Annotated in this window: 16 protein-coding genes; 2 read left to right on the forward strand and 14 right to left on the reverse strand. The window is 46.1% G+C overall.

The features are described 5' to 3' along the window. Positions 1-73: 73 nt before the first annotated feature. The 5 genes from EMM73_RS13785 to EMM73_RS13805 are packed head-to-tail and all read right to left on the reverse strand — an operon-like array spanning position 74 to position 2,839. Entirely contained in the window at positions 74-499 is a 426-nt protein-coding gene (locus EMM73_RS13785; protein WP_127687235.1) for a DUF4426 domain-containing protein, read from the reverse strand. Beyond that, on the reverse strand, positions 499-789 hold the full coding sequence (locus EMM73_RS13790) for a DUF167 family protein (RefSeq protein WP_127687237.1): 291 nt from the start codon (positions 787-789) through the stop codon (positions 499-501). Before EMM73_RS13790 ends, EMM73_RS13785 begins: the two co-directional genes overlap by 1 nt. Then, positions 790-1,332 carry a YggT family protein gene (locus EMM73_RS13795; protein WP_127687239.1) on the reverse strand — a complete coding sequence of 181 codons (543 nt, stop codon included), beginning with the start codon at positions 1,330-1,332 and terminating at the stop codon, positions 790-792. A gap of 9 nt (positions 1,333-1,341) precedes the next feature. Further along, positions 1,342-2,157: a pyrroline-5-carboxylate reductase gene (gene proC / locus EMM73_RS13800; RefSeq protein ID WP_127687241.1), complete on the reverse strand. Its 816-nt coding sequence runs from the start codon at positions 2,155-2,157 to the stop codon at positions 1,342-1,344. Then, positions 2,150-2,839 (reverse strand): YggS family pyridoxal phosphate-dependent enzyme, encoded by a 690-nt coding sequence (locus EMM73_RS13805; protein ID WP_127687243.1) that lies wholly within the window; start codon positions 2,837-2,839, stop codon positions 2,150-2,152. The genes proC and EMM73_RS13805 overlap by 8 nt, the downstream gene beginning before the upstream one ends. A gap of 42 nt (positions 2,840-2,881) precedes the next feature. Between EMM73_RS13805 and EMM73_RS13810 the strand changes: the two genes are divergently transcribed. Both EMM73_RS13810 and EMM73_RS13815 read left to right on the forward strand, forming a co-directional pair. After that, complete coding sequence (locus EMM73_RS13810; RefSeq protein WP_127687245.1) at positions 2,882-3,946, forward strand: type IV pilus twitching motility protein PilT; 1,065 nt, start codon at positions 2,882-2,884, stop codon at positions 3,944-3,946. A 5-nt stretch (positions 3,947-3,951) separates the two neighbouring features. After that, positions 3,952-5,070, forward strand: coding sequence for a PilT/PilU family type 4a pilus ATPase (locus EMM73_RS13815; protein WP_127687247.1), 1,119 nt, complete (start codon positions 3,952-3,954; stop codon positions 5,068-5,070). Between the two features lie 406 nt (positions 5,071-5,476). On the opposite strand, the gene EMM73_RS13820 is transcribed toward EMM73_RS13815, so the two are convergent. From EMM73_RS13820 to metK, 9 genes are all read right to left on the reverse strand, one after another. After that, a complete protein-coding gene (locus tag EMM73_RS13820) occupies positions 5,477-7,852 on the reverse strand; it encodes a two-component system response regulator (RefSeq protein WP_127687249.1) in 2,376 nt (791 codons plus the stop codon). A 4-nt stretch (positions 7,853-7,856) separates the two neighbouring features. After that, positions 7,857-9,662: a PAS domain S-box protein gene (locus EMM73_RS13825; protein ID WP_186435231.1), complete on the reverse strand. Its 1,806-nt coding sequence runs from the start codon at positions 9,660-9,662 to the stop codon at positions 7,857-7,859. Positions 9,663-9,810: 148 nt separating this feature from the next. After that, positions 9,811-10,071 (reverse strand): DUF1653 domain-containing protein, encoded by a 261-nt coding sequence (locus EMM73_RS13830; RefSeq protein WP_127687253.1) that lies wholly within the window; start codon positions 10,069-10,071, stop codon positions 9,811-9,813. Further along, complete coding sequence (gene ruvX, locus EMM73_RS13835; RefSeq protein WP_127687255.1) at positions 10,061-10,495, reverse strand: Holliday junction resolvase RuvX; 435 nt, start codon at positions 10,493-10,495, stop codon at positions 10,061-10,063. Before ruvX ends, EMM73_RS13830 begins: the two co-directional genes overlap by 11 nt. Beyond that, complete coding sequence (locus EMM73_RS13840) at positions 10,495-11,052, reverse strand: YqgE/AlgH family protein (protein ID WP_127687257.1); 558 nt, start codon at positions 11,050-11,052, stop codon at positions 10,495-10,497. Before EMM73_RS13840 ends, ruvX begins: the two co-directional genes overlap by 1 nt. A gap of 9 nt (positions 11,053-11,061) precedes the next feature. Then, positions 11,062-12,024 carry a glutathione synthase gene (gene gshB, locus EMM73_RS13845; RefSeq protein WP_186435232.1) on the reverse strand — a complete coding sequence of 321 codons (963 nt, stop codon included), beginning with the start codon at positions 12,022-12,024 and terminating at the stop codon, positions 11,062-11,064. A 23-nt stretch (positions 12,025-12,047) separates the two neighbouring features. Beyond that, a complete protein-coding gene (rsmE, locus tag EMM73_RS13850; protein WP_127687261.1) occupies positions 12,048-12,776 on the reverse strand; it encodes a 16S rRNA (uracil(1498)-N(3))-methyltransferase in 729 nt (242 codons plus the stop codon). A gap of 118 nt (positions 12,777-12,894) precedes the next feature. Beyond that, entirely contained in the window at positions 12,895-14,454 is a 1,560-nt protein-coding gene (locus EMM73_RS13855) for an AbgT family transporter (RefSeq protein WP_127687262.1), read from the reverse strand. 501 nt (positions 14,455-14,955) lie between these two features. Next, positions 14,956-16,113 carry a methionine adenosyltransferase gene (metK, locus tag EMM73_RS13860; protein ID WP_127687264.1) on the reverse strand — a complete coding sequence of 386 codons (1,158 nt, stop codon included), beginning with the start codon at positions 16,111-16,113 and terminating at the stop codon, positions 14,956-14,958. Between the last annotated feature and the right edge of the window lie 168 nt (positions 16,114-16,281).

A 16,281-nucleotide genomic window follows, 5' to 3' on the forward strand; every position in this document is an offset into this window, starting at 1 on the left:
GCATAGTTCACTATGTGACTGGGACTACGACACGCGGTCAACAAAGCTGCGGCTCCAAGAACGAAGGAGACTATTATTCGGTGTAAAACATCTGTGAGAATTCAAGCTTCTGGTTTTCTGTGCCTTGCCAGATATCCAGGTTAAACTTCAGATGTTTTTGGTCGTGCACCGGCACCTGCGCCAGGTAATAAATCGCATCGCCTTCTTTTACTTCACGAAATGTCAGTTCAGTCTGCTTTTGCGTTAAATCTGTCGCTGTACCCGAGATGCGTACCTGTTGCGCCTTTTGATCGCTGCTATTCAGTACGGAGATATTCAGTACGGCCTGATATTTACTGCGCTGTAGCTGATAACTTTGCGCTATTTTGGCATCAATAATAGTGCTGTCAAAAGCGATGTAATGCACATCCCATGGACCTAGTACTTTCTTTTGTTCAGCCTGAAGTGGATTCATAAAAAAGGCCAGAACCAGGCTTGCTGCCAGCAAATAGTTTTTCATCAGGACTCCAGATAAGGTTGTAAGGCGTCGGGGACAGAGCAGGGCGCGACAATGCGCCATTTTTTCTGTCGGCTCAGTTCGCCTTTTTCCAGCAGCACCTGACGTTTAGCCACGTCAAAGCTTTGTGCCAGAAACTGTTGTAAATGAGCATTGGCTTTGCCATCGACAGGCGGCGCTTTAATCGCTACTTTGATGGCATCACCATGCAAACCTAAAAACTGATCACGGCTGGCACCGGGCTGCACATGCAATTGCAGTAGCACATCGCCATTGGCCAGCCGGGTTAACAATTAAAAACCACGTAACATATTGGTCAATAAAATCTGGATAAACTGAATGCCCAAAAGCACCACCAGTAAAGATAAATCCAGACCACCCATCACAGGTACTACTTTACGCACAGGCCTTAACAGAGGTTCAGTCAGTTGATGCATCACCAGTTCCATTGGGTTACGGCCCTGACTAAACCAGCTCAGCAATGCGCGTATTACGAGTATCCAAAATACCAGTTGTAACGCTTCTGTGATCAGCAACACCAATGCGCTTAAAGGTAAATAAACATAAATCACCTGACCTAATTGCAGCAGTTGCACTATAGCAACGTGCAGCACACATATTGCAAACGCAAAAATCCAGCTCGAGGTATCGACAGGACCTATACTTGGCAAAAACCGCCGTAACGGGATAATAGCCGGGTTGGTGGCTTTCACTACAAACTGGCTGAACGGATTATAGAAATCTGCTTTGGCACTTTGTAGCCAGATACGCAGCAGCACGACCATCAGATAAAGTTTGATTAGGCTGCTTAACAGAAAAAAGAATGCTTCGGTCATTATGAGTCCTTAAAGAGTATTTGCCATTTCTTCAGCACGGCGTATTGCTGCATACATGGCGTCTTTGACCATGCTTTCAAGATTATGCTGTCTAAAAGTTTCAATAGCCTGGTGTGTAGTGCCGCCTTTGGACGTCACTTGTGCGCGCAGCGCTTCGAAAGATAAGTCAGACTGACTGGCCATAGTGGCTGCACCTAAAGCCGTTTGGGCTACCATAGCTTTGGCTTGCGCTTCATCAAATCCAAGTTCCTGTGCCACTTGTTGTATAGCTTGCATAAAATAAAAAAAGTACGCTGGTGCACTGCCAGTGACTGCAATAATAGCGTTTATATCTTGCTCTTTTTCCAGCCAAAGGGTTTTGCCTGTGCCTGAAAAAAGTTTTTCGGTAAAGGACTGTTCATACACAGAGCAGCGGCTTGGAAATAAACCTGTGACGCCCAATCCAACCAGAGCCGGGGTATTTGGCATAGCGCGGATAATACGTACCTGACCCAATAACTGTTCAAAACGCTCGACAGAAATACCAGCCGCGACTGAGATGAACAGCTTTTCCTTCGATTCCGGGGCTTGTTCTATGATCTGTTGACAGACTTCTGCCATCATCTGAGGTTTCACCGCCAGTACTATTACATCAGCTTTGGTGACCGCTTCGATATTGTCTGTGGTAGTGGCTATGTTGTATTGGTTTTTTAAAGCTTGTAATTTCTCAGTATTACGATTAGCAGCAATAATATTTTCAGCTGGATAGCCCTGCTGAATCATGCCTCCGATAATGCACTGCGCCATATTGCCGGCACCGATAAATGCGACTGTATTATCAATCATGAGAAGGGATCCCTCTGGCTCCAAAAATAGCTGTGCCTAATCTTATCATAGTAGAACCAAAGCACAGAGCCTGTTGCCAGTCATCTGACATGCCCATTGATAATTCTGTGGCTTCTGGATGCTTTTGTATCAGTTGTAGTGAAAGTTTCTGCATCTGTTCGAATGCTTCAGCGCCTTTGCCAGGCTGCGGAATAGCCATTAAGCCTTTTAGTTTAAGCTGCGGCAATGCAGCGACTTGAGTTGCTAAACTCATTAAATCCGCAGGGTTTATGCCTGATTTAGATTCTTCGCCACTGATATTGACCTGCAGCAACACTTGAAGTGGTGCTTTATCCGAAGGGCGCTGTGCTGATAAACGTTCTGCAATTTTTAAACGCTCAATGCTGTGCACCCAGTCGGCATAAAACGCGATGTCTTTGGTTTTATTCGACTGGATAGGACCGATAAAATGCCACTCAATAGCTTCAAGCCCTTGTAATTCTGTGGCTTTACTGACTAATTCCTGAACATAGTTTTCGCCAAAAGCGCGTTGTCCCGCCTGATAAGCAGCTGCTACCGACTCTGCTGGTTTGGTTTTACTGACGGCAATCAGGCGACTTTGTTGTTTTAATTGCTGTTTTGTCTGAAATTCTTGGATAGCGTTGTAGGCTGATTTCAACGCTTCTGCTATGTTGTTTGTCATATCAATTCTGTTCTTCGCCTTTGCTTTGGAGTGCTTTTCATCATGGATATTACCGAATTACTCGCCTTCAGTGTGCAACATAAAGCCTCGGATTTGCATTTATCTGCTGGAGTACCGCCACTGATCCGGGTGGATGGCGATGTGCGACGTTTAAATATTCCGGCTTTAGAGCATAAGGCGGTGCACGCTTTGGTGTACGACATTATGAATGACCGTCAACGTAAAGAATACGAAGAAAAGCTCGAATGCGATTTTTCTTTTGAAGTGCCGGGTTTAGCTCGCTTTCGGGTCAATGCATTCGTGCAAAATCGGGGTGCTGCAGCTGTGTTTCGGGCTATCCCAAGTACTGTACTGAGTCTTGACGATTTAAATGCACCTGATGTGTTTCGTAGTATTGCTGATAATCCTCGCGGTCTGGTGCTGGTAACAGGGCCGACGGGGTCGGGCAAGTCGACCACACTGGCGGCTATGATTGACTATATCAATACCAGCAAAAATAACCATATTCTGACGATCGAAGACCCTATTGAGTTTGTGCACCAGAATAAACTGAGTTTAGTAAACCAACGCGAAGTGCATCGTGATACCCATAGTTTTAGCAATGCGTTGCGCTCGGCCTTGCGTGAAGACCCAGATGTGATTCTTGTGGGCGAGCTGCGCGATTTAGAAACTATTCGTCTGGCTATGACTGCAGCTGAGACGGGGCATTTAGTCTTCGGTACTCTGCACACCACCTCTGCGCCTAAGACCATAGACAGGATTATTGATGTCTTCCCTGGTGAAGAAAAAGCCATGGTACGCTCTATGTTATCTGAATCGCTACGCGCTGTGATCTCTCAAAGCTTACTGAAGAAAAACGGCGGCGGCAGGGTAGCTGCGCACGAAATTATGTTGGGCGTTCCTGCCATTCGGAACCTGATCCGTGAAGATAAAGTGGCACAAATGTACTCTGTGATCCAGACCGGCGCTGCGCATGGCATGCAAACCATGGATCAATGCCTGATTCAACTGGTGAATCGCGGTCTGGTTAGTCAAAAAGATGCCTTGGCCAAAGCTCAGGATAAAAATTCCTTTAATAATTTAGGAAGTATGGGCCGGATGGGTTAGCCGCTATGAACTTAATCGACTATTTACACAAAATGGTGGCTGCCGCTGCTTCGGATTTATTTATCACTGCTGGCCTTGCCGCATCCGCCAAAATTAACGGTGAAATGCTGCCGCTCGATCATCATGTCTTAGCCCCGGAGCAATCGCTGGCATTGGTGTTATCGGCCATGACAACCAAACAGCAAGTGCAGTTTCAGCAAGAGAAAGAATGTAACTTTGCTATTTCCAATGAGGCAGGGCGCTTTAGGGTATCGGCTTTTTGGCAGCGTGATCAAGCGGGTATGGTGGTACGGCGTATAGTTACCATTATTCCAAAGACGGAGGATTTAGGCCTACCGGAGGTGCTCAAAGATATCATTATGTCCAAGCGTGGGCTGGTGCTTTTTGTTGGCGGTACTGGTGCTGGTAAATCTACTTCGTTGGCCGCTTTGCTGGGCTATCGCAATCAAAATGCCCGTGGTCATATTCTAACCATCGAAGATCCGATTGAATTTGTGCACGATCATCAAAAAAGCCTGGTGACTCAACGTGAAGTTGGCATAGATACCGAGTCGTTTGAAGCTGCACTGAAAAGCTCATTGCGCCAGGCGCCGGACGTGATTTTAATTGGTGAAATCCGCAGTCAGGACACCATGGAATATGCCTTGTCTTTTGCTGAAACCGGCCATCTATGTATAGCCACGTTACACGCCAACAATGCCAACCAAGCCATAGACCGTATTATGCATCTGGTACCCAAGGAAAAACATAGCAAGCTGCTGTTTGATTTAGCACTGAATTTACGTGCCATAGTGGCCCAGCAACTGTTGCCAGCGCTGGATGGTAAAAAACGGGTGGCGGCTATTGAAGTGTTGTTAAATTCTCCTCTTGTTGCGGATTTAATAAAACGTGGTGAGATAGGTGAAATTAAAACTGTGATGAGCAAATCGCGCGAATTGGGCATGCAAACCTTTGATCAGGCCTTGTATGATTTATACAACGCAGGGCAGATCAGTGCTGCAGATGCGCTGCATCATGCGGATTCCCCTAATGATTTACGTTTGATGATGAAACTGCAGCAAGGTACAACAGGCTCAGGCTTATTGTCTGGTGTAACTGTGGCGGGTTTAACGGATAATGATTAATTTTTTATAGCGCTGGTTGTTATTCATCATAAAATTCAGAGGGTTATAGAGTCGCAATATGGATGTTGAGGAAGGTAGTACACAGCATCCTGTGGTTTGTTTATAGAAAACATTCGAGTTAAATCACCGCTATTGGTTTCGGCACAAGGAGCTCGGTGTAATTATTAGCCGCAGGGGAATGCAAGACCCTTGGCATTGTTACTAGGTGAAAAAAATATTCCGAGCTGGAAAGTTTTTCGGCGCCATACGCCACTAGAAGTCTATTCAGTGGCACTCATTATCCTGACATCAGGTTTGTTAGCAAAAGTTAGCTCAAATCAAATCCTGCAGACATTCAACAGCTCATTTGGCTTCAACTGCGATTAGCATAATGGCGCTACTCTATTTTCTGCTTTTAGCTGAACATTCAATTCAGCGGCCCTGGTCTGCCAAATAAATAGCCCTGAGCCTTGTCGCAGCCAATGGCTTTGAGCATTTGATAGTGAACTGAGGTTTCGACACCTTCAGCAATAATACTCAAGTGTAAGGCTTTGCCCAATGCACAAATGGCGCGAACTATTTCAGCACTGTTGTTGTCTTTTTCCAGGCTAACAATAAAGGCTCTGTCTATTTTTAAACAATCAATAGGCAGTTCCCGCAGCCTGCTAAGTGATGAGTAACCAGTGCCAAAATCGTCTACTGAAATACGTGCACCCAGACTACGTAATTGCTCCAGCGTGCTGAGTATGCTTTGATGCTGACTCAGAGCTGTTTCAGTGATTTCGAAATAGATCATTGCCATGGATAAGTTAAACTGTGCAGCCAGGCCTTTAATTTTATGCGCTAATTGCTGGTCTTCCAGTTGCCTCACCGACAGATTAATTGACACTGTCATTTCCTCGCCGTAGCGTCGGTTCAGTTCGGCCATGTCTTTAAATACTTGCTGTAGCACCCAATCACCCAGCTCGTTAATCAGACTGCTTTGTTCTGCTATTTTGATAAAGCGATCCGGCGGAACAAATCCCAAAGTGGGATGTATCCAGCGGATTAGCGCTTCAAACCCCTTGAGTTGCTGATCTTTGACCGCCACTATAGGTTGATAGTACATCAATAGTTCGTCGGAATTGGACAAGGCTGCCTTCAAATCTTTCTCAATCTGAACCCTTTGCTTGGTCTTTTCGGCCATCAGAGGATTAAAAAATGTGAATCTGTTTCTGCCGGCATCCTTAGCTGCGAACATTGCCAAATCTGCACATTTCAGCAGTTCTTCATAGCTGGTAGCGTCATCCGGATAACAGGCTATACCCAGGCTAGCGGACACATTGACTATATTGTCCTGCAATTTAATATCCCGACTGATGATGTGCAGAATTTTCTCCGCGATACGCAAGCAGTCTGATGGATGGCGAATATCAGGTACTACCAGGACGAACTCGTCGCCTCCTACCCGAGTGGCAACATCTCCTGCTCTGGTTAAGTGACAAATCCGTTGGGCGACTTCCTGTAGCAACAAGTCCCCTGTATGGTGGCCAAGCGTATCATTGACCAGCTTAAAACCATCTAAATCAAGATAAAGAATAGCCAGCATACTCTGGTTTCTGCTGGCTCTGACCAGTTCTGACTTCAGCATTTTCTCCAGCTTCATTCTATTGCCAAGACCGGTTAGATGATCACTGAAAGCCAGAGTCGCCAGATTTTCTTCTGCACGCCTTAGTGCGGATATATCGGAAAACATTAATACATAATGGCTAATAGCACCTTTGGTCATGGGCGAACGCACTTTGCACAAATGCTGCCAAGTGGGGAAGACCGAACCATCTTTGCGTTTGCACTCTAATTCGCCACTCCAATGGTTGGAGCTTAATTCTGCTAAACGCGCTGAGACTGGAGAGCTATGTTGGTTTGCAAATAAAAAATGATCGGGTTGCAAACCTTTGATTTCCTCTGCGCTATAACCTGTCACCAAGCTAAATGCTGGGTTTGCAGTTTGTATCCGGCCAACGTCATCCAACACCAGAATGGCCTCAGAGGTTGTTTTAAAGACAGTGTTGGCTTGACGCAGTTGCAGTTCTTCTTGTTGCTTGTGGGTAACATCACGCCACAAACCGTTGATGACTTGATTATGGCCGGAACGCTGGAAATGACCGAATAATTCGATATAACGCTGAGGTTTACTCTGAGCCGACATAAAAACTGCATTAAAATCCTTTTTGCGCGTAAAGATGCGCGCTAAGCGCAGATGTTCATCAGCGGCCAGTATGGATTTTAACTGAGCCAGGCCACTGACGTCCGGTGATGGCCAAGGTAGATAATCATCAATCTGGCCACCCATGTCCAATTGGTCTGTGATCAAATCCAGTTGCCAATGACTCATTTTTGCTGCGCTTAAGGCTTGTTGCAGTCGTTGCTCTGATTGGCGTATCCGTAGCTCAGCTTTATGGCGGCTCAATGCCATTCGAATACTGGCTTCAAGCTCACGCCTGTCAAAAGGTTTGATCAGATACCCATGAGGAAAAGACTTTTCGGCTTGCTCCAGCACATTTTCATCACAGAAGGCAGTAAGGAATATAACGGGGACATCCATTTGTTTTTTCAAATGTTCAGCCGCCTCAGTACCACGCATAGTGTCTGCCAGTTGAATATCCATCAGTACCAGGTCGGGTGGATATTCCATGGCTTTTGCCACCACATCCTCACCCCGCGCTACAGTAGCTGTTACTTTGTGACCCAGATCTTCCAACGTACTTTTTAAGTCCAGAGAGACAATGTATTCGTCCTCAACAATCAGAATATTACTCTGCATAGTCTTAATCCCTGCCTGATAAAAAGTGAATGGAGTACATGGTGCCGCTTTGTCTGTTCAGTTCTACCTCTGCGCCGAGTTGAGCGATAAAAGCCGGGATTAATTGCATACCCAAAGAATTACCCTGGCCTAACTCAATACTCTTGGGTAAGCCTATGCCATTGTCGCCAATTTGCAGTGTTATTCGTTGGTTGTTTTGAACTAAGCTTAAGTGAACCTGAGCTTTTTGTTGGCTAGGAAAGGCATGCTTTATGCTGTTTGTCAGAATTTCGGTCGCTAGCAGGCCGCAGGGAATAGCCTTTTCCAAGGCGAGCACTATCTTTTCGTCCATCAGGCTAAAGTCAAAACTGATAAAGCCTGCGTTTGTAAGCGTTTGTCTGACTAACTGACACAGTTGTCGTAAGTAGTTGGCCAGAGGCACAGAGGAGAAATCACGTTTTTCATACAGCAACTGGTGGGTGAGGGCCATGGTCCGAACCCGCAACTGGCTTTCCAGCAATACTTGTTTTAATTCTGGCGTTGCGTTTCTGGATCGCAAACTAAGCAAACTGGACACAATTTGTAGGTTGTTTTTGACTCTATGATGGACTTCGTTCAATAGCAAAGTGCGTTCAGACAGTAGTGTAGTTTTCTCATCAATGATGCGTTGCAGGTTTTGCCTCGCTTCTTTAGCAGCGGAGACATCTGTGATAGTCGCAAGTACCGCAGCTTTTTTATCGCCTTCGAGGTAAGTCAAGCCGATTTCAACCGGAAATTCTGTGCCATCCCGGCGTTTGGCACAGAGTTCCCTGTGTTGTCCCATAGGCCTGGTCGTGGGGTCGAGCATAAAGCTCTGACGCAGAGCTGGATGATGCTTTAGATAACGCTCAGGCAGCAGAATTTCTACAGCTTGTCCGGTCAACTCTCCTGCCTGATAACCGAACATCTGCAATGCTCTGGTATTGGCCAGCGTAATAAGTCCAAGAGAATCAATACAGATCAGGCCATCTGCCGTACTGTCGAATACACGACGAAAGCGTGTTTCGCTATCTTGCAGTTCTTGTTCACTGCGTTTTCTGTTGGTGATCTCTATACCTGAAGGCACCAAAAAACTAAGTTGCTGTTGCTCGTCGTATACCGGAGCCAGCATAAAGTCGATAATCACAATGCTGTCTTTCATTTGGACCGAAGTATCAAATCGACTGATCTGGCCGGCCTTGGCATTCTGCACCGCTATTTCTATTCGTTTGGCCACATCTGCATCATGTTGCCACCAAAAACACTGCCAAAACTTTTTGTTTCGGACTTGATCCAAAGTGAGCCCAGCCAACTCCAAAGGCGGTTTATTCGCATCCAGAACAGTACCATCTGGCGACAAAATCCCGACAAAACTAAACATATTGTCGAGAATTTTACGCAGGCGATCTAAATCGTTTTTACGCGTTTGTTGGACGAACCAATCCATAGTGCGATTCAGAGCAACTACAGCTATGCCACAGACTTGTTGTTGGGCATTGAAGAGCGGAATATAAGAGCCCGACCACTGCGACTGCTCGGTATTGTGGTTATTTCCTACTATGCTGAAGTTCAGTATAGCCTTTCCACTATCTCTCACTTGCTGCAATAAGGGCATAATACTGTCTGCCAGATCCGGCAGAACCTCTTCTACAGTGCGCCCTAAATGCTGCTGTATATCGACACCATTAAACTCTGCCAGAATGGAATTAATACAGACGTATCGGAAAGAGCTATCAAGTACGGCAATGCCAGTGGGCAAAGTATGGCTCAGTGCATCCAGCGCCAGAGCTTTAAGTTCGATGCTTGAGTCCATATTGCTTCGCTTTAAAAGTAGTGTTTTGACCTTAGACCCAGGTTCTTGTTTTAGCAAGGAAGTATACAAAAACAAAAAAGCCCCGTAGTCAGGGGCTTGAGTACAAGCAGCTATTTCGTCCGGGTCAGCAAAAGTGTGCTGCCTCGACTCAGGACAGTGGTAAAGGGGTTGGTAATGGAGATAATTCTGCCGGAGCTTGTTCCGACACAAAACTAAAACGTGGCACCAGTTCGCCAGCCACTTCGACATTGCTGATAAACATCTCCAGTGGCCTTACCCATAAGCCAAAGTCGCCGTATAAAGCCCGGTATAACACCAGTTCTTCATCAGTTTCACTGTGCCGCACCAGCGAGAGCACCTGATACAAAGGACCTTTATAGTGGCGATAGAAGCCGGTTTTAATCGCCATAAGCGCCACCGTTTTCAAACCAGCTTTCTAAAATCAGTTTGGCTGACAGACTATCAATTAACTCTTTACTGAGTTTTTTAAAACCACCTTTAGCAAACAGCTGCGAGCGGGCGTCAACTGTAGTTAAACGCTCATCCTGAGTTTTTACCTGCAGACCATAACGGCCATGCAGGCGATTAACAAACTTATGCACGCGGGCAGTGAAAGGTTGTTCTGTGCCATCCATGTTTAACGGCAAACCTACCACCAGCAGTTGAGGTTGCCATTCTTTAATTAAGGCTTCAATTAAGTCCCAGTTCGGAATACCGTCCTGAGCTTTTAGGGCTTTGAGCATAGTGGCTGTGCCTGTCATACTTTGGCCTACAGCCACGCCTATACTTTTTAAGCCATAGTCAAAGGCTAGTACGGTGACGCTACTACTCATCAGGCGTGACCTGCTTCTGGGCTTAATTGCCAGACTTCAATACCCATGGCATGAGCGGCGCCTTGCCACTTTTCAGCATGACTCAATTCAAAAATAATACTGTTGTCGGCCGGTATCATCAGCCAGCTGTTCTCTGCCATTTCTTTTTCTAATTGGCCTGCGCTCCAACCTGCATAGCCAAGCGCCAGAATAAATTTCTCCGGCGCTTCTTCGGTTGTTAGTTTTTCTAAAATATCGCGAGAGGTAGTCACCATCAGATCCTTATTCAGCCTCATACTGCTGGTATAACCTTCTTTTGGTGTGTGCAGCACAAAACCTCTGTCACTTTGCACCGGGCCACCTGCACAGACATGAGCTTTAGCCGCCTGGCTTTCTGCGTCGTGTTCAATCTGCAACTGACTTAATAACTCTGTCACTTTGACTGGCATAGGGTGATTGATGACTATGCCCATGGCACCTTCCGCATTGTGCTCACAAATATAAGTCACGCTGCGTTTGAACATAGGGTCATCAAGACCCGGCATTGCGATCAGCAAATGATTTTGAAAATTGTCCATATAACCGCCTCAGGACTTCAATTGATTCTGCTTTAACAGTAGTTCAATTTGGTCAAATAACATGCCGGTAATGCTCACAGGAAACGCAGCTTCAATTTCACGGATGCAGGTTGGGCTTGTGACGTTAATTTCAGTCAACCGGTCACCAATAATATCCAAGCCTACAAAAATTAAGCCTTTTGCTTTTAGTGTAGGACCAACAGCTCTGGCAATAGCCCAGTCGCTTTCAGTTAAAGGACGAGCTTCACCACGACCTCCGGCAGCTAAGTTACCACGGGTCTCACCACTGGCCGGAATACGGGCTAAGCAATAAGGCACTGGCTCGCCATTCACCACCAAAACACGTTTATCACCGTCTTTAATTTCTGGGATAAAGCGTTGGGCCATGGCATAACGACTACCATGTTCTGTCAGGGTTTCAATAATGACGCTGACGTTGGCATCGTCCGGTTTTAAACGGAAAATCGAAGCCCCTCCCATACCATCCAGAGGTTTTAAAATCACATCCTGCTCTTGTTGGTAAAAAGCCTTTAAACGGGCTGCATCGCGGGTTACCAAAGTTTTTGGTGTATGTTCAGCAAACCAGGCGGTATAGAGCTTTTCGTTGGCATCCCGCAGACTCTGTGGTTTGTTGACGATCAAAGTGCCTTGGTCTTCAGCTCTTTCTAAGATGTAGGTGGCGTAAATAAATTCAGTGTCAAAAGGTGGATCTTTACGCATCAAAATTACGTCTAAATCGGATAGAGCTATGTCCTGAACACCGCCAAAGTCATACCAATGTTCACCGTTTGGTTGCACCGATAACAAGCGGGTGCGGGCACGGGCCTGACCTTCAATTAAATACAGGTCATTCATTTCCATGTAATGCAGCTGATAACCACGGGACTGTGCCTGCAACAACATGGCAAAACTGGAGTCTTTTTTGATATTGATGTCCGCAATAGGGTCCATCACTATGCCTAATTTAATCATCTTCACTCCTGTTTGGATCTGCTTTAGGCCAGATCACCAAATTGTAACTGTAATGCGCTGATGGCGGTTAAAGCCGCTGTTTCGGTGCGTAATACGCGTGGGCCTAAACGAACGGCCATAAAACCAGCCTCTTTGGTCTGTGCCACTTCAGTGTCGGTAAAACCACCTTCAGGGCCTATGACTAAACGAATAGTCTGACTACCCTTGATGGTCTTAATGGAGTCGCTGGTCCATGGATCCAAGGTCAGCTTTAAATCTTTTGTCTCTTGTGCCAACCATTTATTCAGTTGCAGAGCGGTATGCACTACAGGCACTACACTGCGTCCTGATTGCTCACAAGCTGCTATTGCAATTTTTTGCCACTGCTCTGTGCGCTTGAGAAGGCGCTCTGCATCCAGCTTTACGCCGCAACGTTCTGTAAAAAGTGGGGTTATTTCAGTGACGCCCAGTTCAACCGCTTTTTGAATGACAAAATCCATGCGGTCTCCACGGGAAATACCCTGACCTAAATGCAGTTTGAGGGGGGACTCTACCGGGTTTTCGCTTGCACTAATGGCTTTAACCAGCAGTTGTTTTTTTTCAACAGCAGTAATGACAGTCTGATAATTCAAGCCGTCACCATTAAATAAACAGAGTTCGTCGCCAGCCTGCATCCGCAATACTCTGCCTATATGATTGGCGCCATCTTCAGCTAAGGCAAATTCTTGCTGCAGTGCAATAGCACCAGGCTGATAAATTCTGGGAATACGCATAAACATAGTTTCTTAAGCACTTGATAGAGCGCCTATGGTAGCAGGCAAAAGCGGTGCTGGGTATGGCTTGTGACGCAACTTCTGCGTCACAAGCCTGACTTCATCTGCAGAAAAACAATTAAGGGGCAGGGTAGACGTAACTCGCACCAATACCTAAAGGAATACCCAGCATCCAGAATAGAATTAAAAAGCTGGTCCAGCATACCAACAAGGTAATGGAATAAGGCAACATCAGAGCCACTAAAGTACCTATACCTGTCGATTTCACATATTTCTGGCAAAACACTACGATCAGTGGAAAGTAAGGCATTAAAGGGGTGATGATATTGGTGGAGGAGTCACCAACACGGTAAGCGGCTTGGGTGAGATCCGGAGATACACCCAACTGCATTAACATGGGAACCAAAATAGCTCCAATCAGTGCCCATTTTGCTGAAGCCGAACCTATTACCAGGTTTACTACTGCAGTCAGCAACACCAAGCCAACCAGATTAACAGCCATAGGAAAGGCCATCGCCTGTAGATAATTTGCTCCTTTTATCGCAAGCAAAGCACCTAAATTTGATTGACCGAAAGCAAAAATAAACTGAGCACAGAAAAATGCCATCACAATGTAATAGCCCATTCCGCTCATGGCTTTACTCATGCCTTGAACTACGTCTCTGTGGGTTTGGACTTTACCTGATACATAACCATAAACTATGCCTGGGATCAGGAAAAATACAAAAATAAGCCCAACAATAGATTGCATTAAAGGAGCCGAAGCTGCAGTCAATTCACCGGTGCCAGAGCGCCATGCTGAATTTTCCGGCCATACTGCGGCCACTAATACTGCGGCAGCGACCAGCATAGACAGCAGCGCAAAACGCAGACCTTTACGCTCGTTATCATCTAATGGCTCCATCGAGGGCAACTGTTCAGGGTCGCCATCGACTTTGGTTTGTTGCAAACGTGGTTCAACAAACTTATCTGTCAGTACCCAGCCGACAATGACAATGAGTAAAACCGACGCTGTAGTGAAGTAGTAGTTATTCAGTGGATTAATCACCAGACTGGCGGCTGCAGGGTCGGCAGACAAACGGGCTGAGGCCTGAGTTAAACCGGCCAGCAAAGGGTCTAGGCTGGAAGGCACAAATAAAGTGGCAGCAAAACCACCAGACACACCAGCAAAAGCTGCTGCTATACCAGCTAAAGGATGACGGCCAGCGGCATAAAAAATCACCGCGCCTAATGGAATAACCAACACATAACCGGCATCTACTGCAACATGACTTAATACACCCACCGCAATCAGTACCGGGGTCAGTAAATGCTTTGACGTCACAGCTAAGATGCTACGCAAACCAGCGTTAATAAAGCCGGTGTACTCAGCCACACCTAAACCTAACATGGCGACCAGTACTACACCCAAAGGCGGGAAGTTGACAAAGGTACTGACCATTTTTGACATGAAATCAGCAAAAGCTGCACCTTCCAGCAGGTTTTTTACCTGAAAAGGTTGGCCTGTGCGTGGGTCTATATCTGTGAACGTAACGCCTGATAAGGCCCAGGACAAGCCCCAGACAAAAAACATCAATAAAGCAAATAAGATGGCCGGGTCTGGCAGTTTGTTACCAATACGTTCTATGGCATTGAGGCTGCGATTCAGCCAAGAGGTTTTTACGGCACTGGACGTCATGGATACTCCGTGTTGTTGTTTTAGTCATCTGCTGTGACTGTTTTTTGTAGTTTTACCTTATCCTGCTTTGATAAAACCGTAAATTAAAAAAATCGTCAGGAACGATTTTTAACAGCTTTAGCTGGCCCTTGGGGTGAGCGCCAAGGATGGCGGCGCATAAAAAATCGTCAGGAACGATTTTTAACAGCTTTAGCTGGCCCCTGGGGTAAGCGCCAAGGATGGCGGCGCATAAAAAATCGTCAGGAACGATTTTTAACAGCTTCAGCTGGCCCTGGGGTAAGCGCCAAGGATGGCGGCGCATAAAAAATCGTCAGGAACGATTTTTAACAATGTGAAGCATTGGCCCAACGGGTAAGCGCCATGGACGGTGGCGCATAAAAAATCGTCAGGAACGATTTTTAACAGCTTTAGCTGGCCCTTGGGGTGAGCGCCAGGGAATGCAGACTGTAAAAAAGGAGAGCTTAGCTCTCCTTTTACATTTCTATTTTTTAAAACAAAAGCTTAGATTTTCGCTTCAGAGCGCAAAATTTCTGCTTTGTCGGTGTTTTCCCAAGGGAATTCGTTACGACCGAAGTGACCGTAAGCCGCAGTAGCGCGGTAAATTGGACGCTCTAACTGCAACATTTGGATTAAACCATAAGGACGTAAATCGAAGTGACGGCGGATCAGAGCTATCAGTTGATCTTCGCTCAACTTACTGGTGCCAAAAGTCTCAACGCTGATTGAAGTAGGTTCTGCCACGCCTATAGCGTAAGACACCTGAATTTCACAACGTTCAGCTAAACCAGCAGCCACAATATTTTTTGCCACATAACGAGCGGCATAAGCAGCAGAGCGGTCAACTTTTGAAGGGTCTTTACCAGAGAAAGCACCACCACCGTGACGCGCCATACCACCATAGCTGTCTACGATGATTTTACGGCCAGTTAAACCACAGTCACCCATAGGACCACCGATCACAAAACGGCCAGTTGGGTTAATGAAAAACTTGGTTTTATTACTCAGCCATTCTGCTGGTAATACAGGCTTGATGATGTGTTCCATAACAGCTTCACGCAGGTCAGCCGTAGAAACAGTGTCACAGTGTTGAGTGGACAACACCACAGCATCAATACCAACCGGCTTGCCGTTTTCGTAGACAAAGCTCAACTGAGATTTTGCATCAGGACGTAACCAGCCCAAGGTACCATCTTTACGCACTTTGGCTTGTTGTTGCACCAAGCGGTGAGAGTAAGTAATAGGAGCAGGCATTAATACATCAGTTTCATTGCTGGCATAACCAAACATTAATCCCTGATCGCCTGCACCTTGCTCACTCGGATCTTCATCTTTCTTATCTACACCCTGATTGATATCAGGAGATTGTTTACCAATGGCGCTTAACACAGCACAGGAATTGGCATCAAAACCCATATCTGAATGCACATAACCAATGTCACGGATGGTGCTGCGAGTGAGCTCTTCGATGTCGACCCAGGCAGAAGTAGTGATTTCACCACCTACTAACACCATGCCTGTTTTTACGAAGGTTTCGCACGCAACACGGGCTTTTGGATCTTGTTCTAAAATGGCATCCAATACCGCGTCAGAGATCTGGTCAGCGATTTTATCCGGATGTCCTTCAGAGACAGATTCAGAGGTAAAAATGTGTTGTGCCATTTACGTATTCCACATGTTGGTTGTTATCGCGCCTGGGCGCTGTAATTTGGGGCAGCTATTTTAGTGAAAGCCTTGTGGCAATGCCAGAACTTTCTGCCGCCCGGACGTCTTTAATGCTAAAGCTATAGAATGTATCGGCTACAGCTGGTAAAACTATGGTTTGCCGGA

Origin of the sequence: Rheinheimera sediminis, assembly GCF_004005375.1 — a bacterium.
Lineage (GTDB): Bacteria > Pseudomonadota > Gammaproteobacteria > Enterobacterales > Alteromonadaceae > Pararheinheimera.